Below are 7,048 nucleotides of genomic sequence, written 5' to 3'. Positions count from 1 at the left end.
AACGCCTGGAAAACGATGATGAAACTGGGCGTGGATTATATCAACACCGATAAAACCGGCGAACTGGCCGCCTACCTCCGCAACCGCGTGCAGTCGCAGTTCCAGGGAGATTCGGCGCATAAAGCATATAAACCCGCCTACCGGAATAACGACCGGCAAAGCAAAGTCAAAAATATCATTTTGCTGATTGGAGATGGAATGGGCTTGGCGCATGTGTACGCCGGGTACACCGCCAATTTCGGGCAGTTGAACCTCTTCGGGATGCTGAACATCGGCTTCAGCAAAACGGCATCTTCCGACAGCTATATCACCGATTCCGCCGCGGGCGGCACAGCCATGGCTTCGGGCAAAAAAACGAAGAACCGGTCGGTGGGTGTGGATCATACCGGCGTGGCCATTCCCGCCATCCCCGACCTCGCGGCGCCACTGGGCATCAGGAGCGCACTCATTACCTCCGGCGACCTTACCGACGCCACGCCCGCCGCGTTTTACGGGCACACCACCGAGCGCGACCGGCATGCCGATATTGCGGGCGGACTGCTGGAAAGTCCTGTGAGCATCCTCATCGGCGCGGGCGGAAAGCATTTTGAAGGGATGGAAGAACAACTGCGGAAAAAGGGATTCGCTATCGCGCAGGACCTCGCCGCGGCAGATACGATCCGCAGCAGGAAGTTCATGGTGCTGAACGACAGTGCGCAGCTGCGCGTCGCACAGGGGCGCGGCGATTTCCTCACCCGGTCGCTGCAAACCGCGATCAGGTCATTGCAACGGCAGCCCGGGGGATTTTTCATCATGGAAGAATCTGCGCAGATCGACTGGGGCGGCCACATGAATTCGGTGCCTTATCTCACTTCCGAGATGCTGGATTTCGACCGTGCCATCGGCGAAGCCATGCGCTTTGCCGACAGCAACGGCGAAACCCTCGTGATCGTAACGGCCGACCATGAAACCGGTGGCCTTACGCTCCTGGATGGTAATATATCAAAAGGGTATGTAGACGGGCATTTCAGCACCAACGACCATACCGCCGTGATGGTGCCCGTATTCGCCTACGGTCCGCATTCCGCGGACTTCCGTGGCGTTTACGAAAACACGGACATCTTCCATAAAATCATGCGGATCCTGCGCCGCTATCAGAACTGACGGCGCTGGTAGGGAATGCCTTCTCCTTTTTCGCAGTACAGTTTCAGGCTGTAGAGGAACCATCCCCAGTTGTAATTGCAGGCGCGGTAGAATTCCGTCAGCTCGCGCCAGTTGCTGTGTTTGAGGGTAACGGCGGCAAATTTCTCCCGTTGTTCGATGTCGAAAGAAAGGGAAGTGCCCACCCATTCCTGGTCGGATTCCACGCACTCCCATCGGATGCGGTGGGGGCGGTCCATCGCCAGCACCTTGAAGCGGGTGGCGTAATTATCGTCAAAATCGAATTCGTTGATGAATCCGATTTCGGGTTTCACGATGAGTTTTTCTGTCCATATTTCGAAAAGGCCTTCCTTCGTCGTTAGCGCGTCGAATATCTTATCCGCCGGCGCTTTGACATACTGCGTTTGTTCTATGTTGTACATACTGGATGAAATTGAATCTTGTAAATATACGTATTATCAAAAAGTTAATATCAGTTTCGACACAAACGTGCTATCGTCATTTGGCAGGAATAACTTAAATTGGATGAACGCTGATCGTCAGCCAGAATCTAAATCTTCTTATCCCCAATTCACCAATCATGCCGACCACTACTTCCGTCCAGACAACGAGATTGTTGCAGGGTGCGCTTTATGCGGGCCTTATGGTCTGGTTGCTGGACGGAACGGCGGCTGTTATCCAGACGGAGTTCCGGGCCGACCGGGTTTTCAGATATGTGGCGAGCGCTGCTGCGGGGCGTTCTGCCTTTAACGGCGGCGGTGAATTCATTATCCTCGGACTTTTCCTTCACTTCCTGGTCGCATTCGGATGGAGCCTGTTGTTCTTCTGGCTCTACCCAAAGGCAAGTTTGCTGCAGGGAAACCGATGGATTACCGGTTGCCTTTATGGCGTGTTCGTATGGGCGGCCATGCGTTTTTTCATCGTTCCTTTATCGCTCGCGCCGCAGGGCCCGCTTACGCTGCGGGGTGCATTAACGGGCATCGCCATTCACATGGTTTGCGTGGGGCTGCCCATCGTGTTAACTGCCTGGTATTGGTACCGGCGCCCGCAAAGCTGATCAGGCCAGCGTTTCCTTAAATACTTTCAAAGTCCTTTCCCAGGCCAGCTTTGCTGCGGCTTCGTTGTAACGCGCTGCGGAGGTATCGTTATGGAATGCATGCTGGGTTCCGGGATAGATGTACAATTCGTATTTGACGCCTGCCGCTTTCAATGCAGCTTCATATGCGGTGATGCCAGCATTCACGCGTTCGTCGGTTTCGGCGTAATTAAGCAGCAGGTGCGCCTTGATTTTAGGAACATCCGCCACATCCGCCTGCATCCCGTAGAAAGCCACGGCGGCATTCAGTTTCGGATCGTTTACGGCGAGCTGGTTGGCCATGGCGCCGCCCCAGCAAAATCCGACGCAGCCGGTCTTCCCGTTGGCGTCGGGGCGGTTCCGCAGGTATTCGAGGGAAAGCAGGTAGTTTTTGAGATTCTGCGCTTTGTCGAGCTGGCCGATTTTTGTACGGCCCTCGTCTTCGTTGGCTGGCGTTCCGCCGAAAACCGACAAAGCATCCACACCGAGTGCAGTGTATCCCGCAGCGGCCGCGCGGCGCGTCACGTCCTTGATATGCGGCGTCAGGCCCCGGTTCTCATGTATCACCACCACGCCGCCGCGTTTACCGCCGGCTTTGGGGCGAACGAGATAACCTTTCATGGTCACACCGTCGCCGGGGTAGCTGACTTCTTCTTCCACCAGGTCGTTGCTCAGGGGTTCGGCTGCGCGGGCATAATTGGATTCCAGCAAGGGAAGGATGGCCAGTGCAGCTGCCATGGTACCTGTGAGCTTCGCCAGCCGGCTGATGAACTCGTCGCGGCGGAGGGGCTTGTGGGTATATTCGTCGAAAAGGTCGATGATATTTTGATCCATATGCAACAGGGTTTTCATCAAGTTAAATTTTTTTTACCGTAAACAGAAACGGGCGCCAGCAGCGCCGGTTTCATGTTCGTGGCTTCTCCTATGCGGTTCCAGGCATTGATGACGATCACGGCCATAATCAGCTGCGCAATGTATTCTTCGTCGAATACCCTGGCCGCGCCGGCGTATGTTTCATCGGAAAGGCCCTTGTGAATGAGGGTTACTTCTTCCGTTGCCGCTAAAATGACCTGTTCTTCTTCCGTGAAGAAATCCGTTTCGCGCCAGTTACTGAGGGTAAACAGCCTCCGTGAAGATTCTCCCAGCGCCAGGGCGTCTTTCGCATGGATGTCCATGCAATACGTGCAGCCGTTGATCTGCGAGGCGCGGATGCGGATCAGTTCGTGATGCAGCGGCGCAATGCGGGTGGTGGTTAAATATTTTTCGAGATGAACGACGGCGGCGTATCCTGCGGGGGCGGCTTTCCGGATGTTGACTCTTTGTGACATGATGTTTCGTTTTTGTAACACAAAGTTCCGGCGGAAAGGGTTCCCATTTCTTGAACCAGTTCAAGAAAACTAACCGCGTTTTGCCCTGATGCGGCTCAGGAATTCAGGCGTAAAACCGAGATACGACGCCAGCATATATTGCGGCACCCGCTGCAGGAAATCGGGGAACAATTGCCGGAAGTGGTCGTACCGCTCTTCCCCCGTGTTCCCGAAAATATACGTGACGCGTTGCAGCGCGGCGGCGAATGCGCGTTGGGAGATGATGCGGAAGTAACGTTCCAGCTGGGGGAGTTTTTCGAAAAGTTCGTCTTGCCGGTCGCGGTACAAAACCATGCATTCCGTATCTTCAATGGCCTGAATATTGTATTCCGAAGGCTTCCCGGATTCGAGGCTGAAGTAATCGGTGATCCACCAGTTTTCGATGGCAAAGTGATTGGTGAGCTCCGTATCTTTTTCCGTGACCTGGAAGGATCTGCAGCAGCCCTGAATAATGAAATAGTTCGCCGTGCAGATATGCCCGGCGCGGAGCAGCAGGTCTTTCCTGCGATAGCTGCGCCGTTCGAGATAAGCTGGCAGGATATCGCCGGCTGCTTCGGGCAGTGGCGCGAATTTCTCGATATGGGCCGTCAGTTCGGATATCATTCACGCAAATTAGACTTTTTGGCGTCAACAATCGGGCGCCGCATTTTGTAATTCCTGCATCAAACCCACAATTTATGCTGCTACGCGACAAGCTATCGCTGGTACAGGTGTTCCGGATGACCTGGAAGCTGGATATCACGATGATCATATTCTGTACTTTGGCTTACTATGCGGATACGTATTGGTTGCGGGAGCATATTTCCATTCCCCTGAGTATTACGGCGGTGCTGGGTACGGCGCTGGCGTTCTTCATCGGGTTCAACAACAACCAGGCGTATGACAGGTGGTGGGAAGGCAGGAAGATCTGGGGCTCGCTGGTGAACGATTCGCGTACATGGGCGAGGGACCTGATGGCGTTTGTGGGGGAAGATGATGGGGTGGGGCAAGGGTACACGCTGGCGCGGCGCATGGTATTCCGGCACCTGGCGTTCGTGTACGCCTTGAAATCAAGTTTGCGGAAAGACGGGGACACTTATTACCAGGGGTACCTCAATCCCGACGAAGTCGAAGCCGTCGCCGCGAGCAAAAACGCGCCGAACGCCATTCTCCAGCTGCAGGCAAACGATTTGCGCACCCTCCGCGAACTGGGTGCCGTGGACGGCTTCCTGTTCCGGGACCTCAACTCCCGGCTCACGGCCTTTACCGACCAGCTGGGCATGTGCGAGCGCATCCGGAACACGATTTTTCCGCCCAGCTATTTATTTTTTACCCGCGTATTTATTTGGTTTTACGTGATGATGACCACCTTCAGCCTAACGGAAAACATCGGGGGCTGGGCTGTTCTTTTCGGCTGGGCGGTAGGCTTTGTGTTCCACGTCACCCATCAGAACGGATTGAGTATCATGGATCCATTAGATACCAACCCCATGTCGCTGCCGTTAAACAGCATCTCCCGGACGATCGAGATCAACCTGCTGGAGATGTTGGGGCACAGCCCGCTGCCTTCGCCGGTGGAGCCCGTAGGCAGGTTGTATATTCTGTAGGGATACGGAATCCGGATTTAAAATTGTAAATTACGGGTATCAGTCCTCAGCCAAACTGTTATCCTATGTTCGTAGTAGATCGTCCTGCTATCATGAATTTCGACGTCCCGGAACATCTGAAAAACCGTGTAACAATTTCAGACCGGCTACCGTCCCAATACCAGTCCCAGCGCGTACCGGGAACGAAGGTGCATTATACCGAGGGTTCGTTCGGAGCATACTTCAAACAGGAATTTATCAGCGATGATTTTATCATTGGCTGGTTGAATTTCGACATTAAGGAGCACGTTTACCTTTACCCCATTACCGAAACGCCTTTGTTGGCGCTTTACACCGGTTTTGAAGGCAATATCCCCTGCGAGCTGCAGGGCTCGGTGCAGAAGCTGATGCTTCCCGAAAAGAAGTTCGCTTTCTATTATGTGCCGCCCAAGGCGTTTAACCGCGCGGAATTTGCGCCGGCGCATTACACTTCGGTGTATATTTCTTTTTCCAACTCCTTCATGCAACGGTTCACCAACAAATACGAAGCGTACAAATCGCTGGTGGATAAACAGTTGCGCGGAGAGCAGGAAGGGGAGCAGAAAAACCTCATCCCCACCGGCCACGCAGAAAAGGAGCTATTCAAGGCCATGCGCAGCTACAACAAGAGCGAAGCCATGTTGGAATTTCATCTGCATGGGAACGTGATGTTGCTGACCGCCCAATACTTCAACCTCCTCCTCAACCGCCGCCAGGTGCCGCCAACGCTCCTCCATGCTTGCGATTACATCCAGGAAAACCTGGGAGAAGACCTTTCCGCCGCCACCATCGCCCGGAAAGTAGGATCGCATTCCATGGCGCTCAACAAGTTGTTCAAGGACCAGTATGGCAAGAACGTCCGCCAGTACCTGACCCAAAAGCGGCTGGAAGAAGCGGAATACCGCCTGACCACCACCAATGAGCTCGTCTGGGAAATCGCGGCATTCACCAACCTCACCGACGCATCGCACCTGGTGCGCCTCATCCGCGCCAAGCACGGCATTACGCCCGAAGAATTCCGTGAAAAGAACAGGCTTCACCGCGCAGGGTGATTTTTTTCACTTCGTACAATTTCAGGCCCGGCACATACAATGCCGCATGGCCTTCTTTTGCCAATTTCACGATACAAGGTGACACGCCTGGCTGAGGCTGACTCACCCCGAAGATCCGGCCCGGGCCCTCTTCCTGAAACTGGTAATGCATTTATAATTCACTGTGAGACAATACCCTTAAATGTTTTTCTCCAGTTTAGCTTAAGACAAAGAAATCAGACAAGAATCCCGTTCCCCAAATTAGACTTGAGACACCTGGAATAAAAAAGCCGGCGCTCTGCACCGGCTTTTTGTATAATGGGATTGTATGAACCATACAACCGGATTGTACGAACTTATTCCATCAGGATAAATTCCCGAAGCGCCGCCGTCCATTCCGCGCGGTAGCGCGACAGGAAATTAACGTGCCCCGCTCCGGGGAACGTCACCAGCTCCTTCCGCCCTCCGAGGTTATCGAACACCGCGTCGATTTCCCATCTTTCCACTCTTTCATCCTTTTCCCCGTACACCACCAGCGCCGGCATTTTCGCAGCGCGCGCGTCTTCCCTGGGCTGATGCCCGAAGCCCCAGAAACCGTGTATCGCTCCGCCCCAGAACACCACCAAGCCCGCAAAAGGGAATTCCGGCGCATTGACCGCCCTGAAACGGGCGCAGGTAGCGTCGTACAAAGTCGCAAAGGGGGCTTCCAGGATAATGCCCTTGGGGGCCACCCCGCCGTCTTTCACCGCCTTCAGCACCGCCGCCGCCCCGAGGCTCGAGCCCAGCAGCCAGATATTAGGTTCTCCCGATTTTCGGAGGTAATCGTACGCC

The 7,048-nt window shown here is 54.4% G+C and carries 9 protein-coding genes; 4 read left to right on the top strand and 5 right to left on the bottom strand.

Going from position 1 to position 7,048, the window contains the following annotated elements; translation table 11 throughout:
* The coding region (locus Q0510_RS12395) for an alkaline phosphatase (protein ID WP_298711947.1) at positions 1-1,143 on the top strand (1,143 nt) is incomplete at its 5' end.
* Here Q0510_RS12395 and Q0510_RS12390 read toward each other — a convergent pair.
* Positions 1,134-1,562, bottom strand: coding sequence for an SRPBCC domain-containing protein (locus Q0510_RS12390; protein WP_298711944.1), 429 nt, complete (start codon positions 1,560-1,562; stop codon positions 1,134-1,136). The genes Q0510_RS12395 and Q0510_RS12390 overlap by 10 nt on opposite strands.
* A 158-nt stretch (positions 1,563-1,720) precedes the next feature.
* Here Q0510_RS12390 and Q0510_RS12385 point away from each other — a divergent pair, with 158 nt between their 5' ends.
* Entirely contained in the window at positions 1,721-2,197 is a 477-nt protein-coding gene (locus Q0510_RS12385; RefSeq protein WP_298711943.1) for a hypothetical protein, read from the top strand.
* Here the strand turns inward: Q0510_RS12385 and Q0510_RS12380 are convergent, their stop codons facing one another.
* From Q0510_RS12380 to Q0510_RS12370, 3 genes are all read right to left on the bottom strand, one after another.
* Entirely contained in the window at positions 2,198-3,049 is an 852-nt protein-coding gene (locus Q0510_RS12380; protein WP_298711941.1) for a dienelactone hydrolase family protein, read from the bottom strand.
* A 17-nt stretch (positions 3,050-3,066) separates the two neighbouring features.
* Positions 3,067-3,543, bottom strand: coding sequence for a carboxymuconolactone decarboxylase family protein (locus Q0510_RS12375; protein WP_298711938.1), 477 nt, complete (start codon positions 3,541-3,543; stop codon positions 3,067-3,069).
* Between the two features lie 69 nt (positions 3,544-3,612).
* On the bottom strand, positions 3,613-4,185 hold the full coding sequence (locus Q0510_RS12370; protein WP_298711937.1) for a Crp/Fnr family transcriptional regulator: 573 nt from the start codon (positions 4,183-4,185) through the stop codon (positions 3,613-3,615).
* Between the two features lie 74 nt (positions 4,186-4,259).
* Between Q0510_RS12370 and Q0510_RS12365 the strand changes: the two genes are divergently transcribed.
* Both Q0510_RS12365 and Q0510_RS12360 read left to right on the top strand, forming a co-directional pair.
* Positions 4,260-5,168, top strand: coding sequence for a bestrophin family protein (locus tag Q0510_RS12365; protein ID WP_298711934.1), 909 nt, complete (start codon positions 4,260-4,262; stop codon positions 5,166-5,168).
* Positions 5,169-5,233: 65 nt separating this feature from the next.
* Complete coding sequence (locus Q0510_RS12360) at positions 5,234-6,238, top strand: AraC family transcriptional regulator (protein WP_298711932.1); 1,005 nt, start codon at positions 5,234-5,236, stop codon at positions 6,236-6,238.
* Positions 6,239-6,573: 335 nt separating this feature from the next.
* On the opposite strand, the gene Q0510_RS12355 is transcribed toward Q0510_RS12360, so the two are convergent.
* Positions 6,574-7,048 (bottom strand): prolyl oligopeptidase family serine peptidase (locus Q0510_RS12355; protein ID WP_298711929.1); only part of this gene is annotated, 475 nt, incomplete at its 5' end.

The organism is uncultured Chitinophaga sp. (assembly GCF_937874145.1).
In the GTDB taxonomy this organism is placed as follows: Bacteria; Bacteroidota; Bacteroidia; order Chitinophagales; family Chitinophagaceae; genus Chitinophaga.
This window is presented reverse-complemented; position numbering and strand designations above follow the sequence as displayed.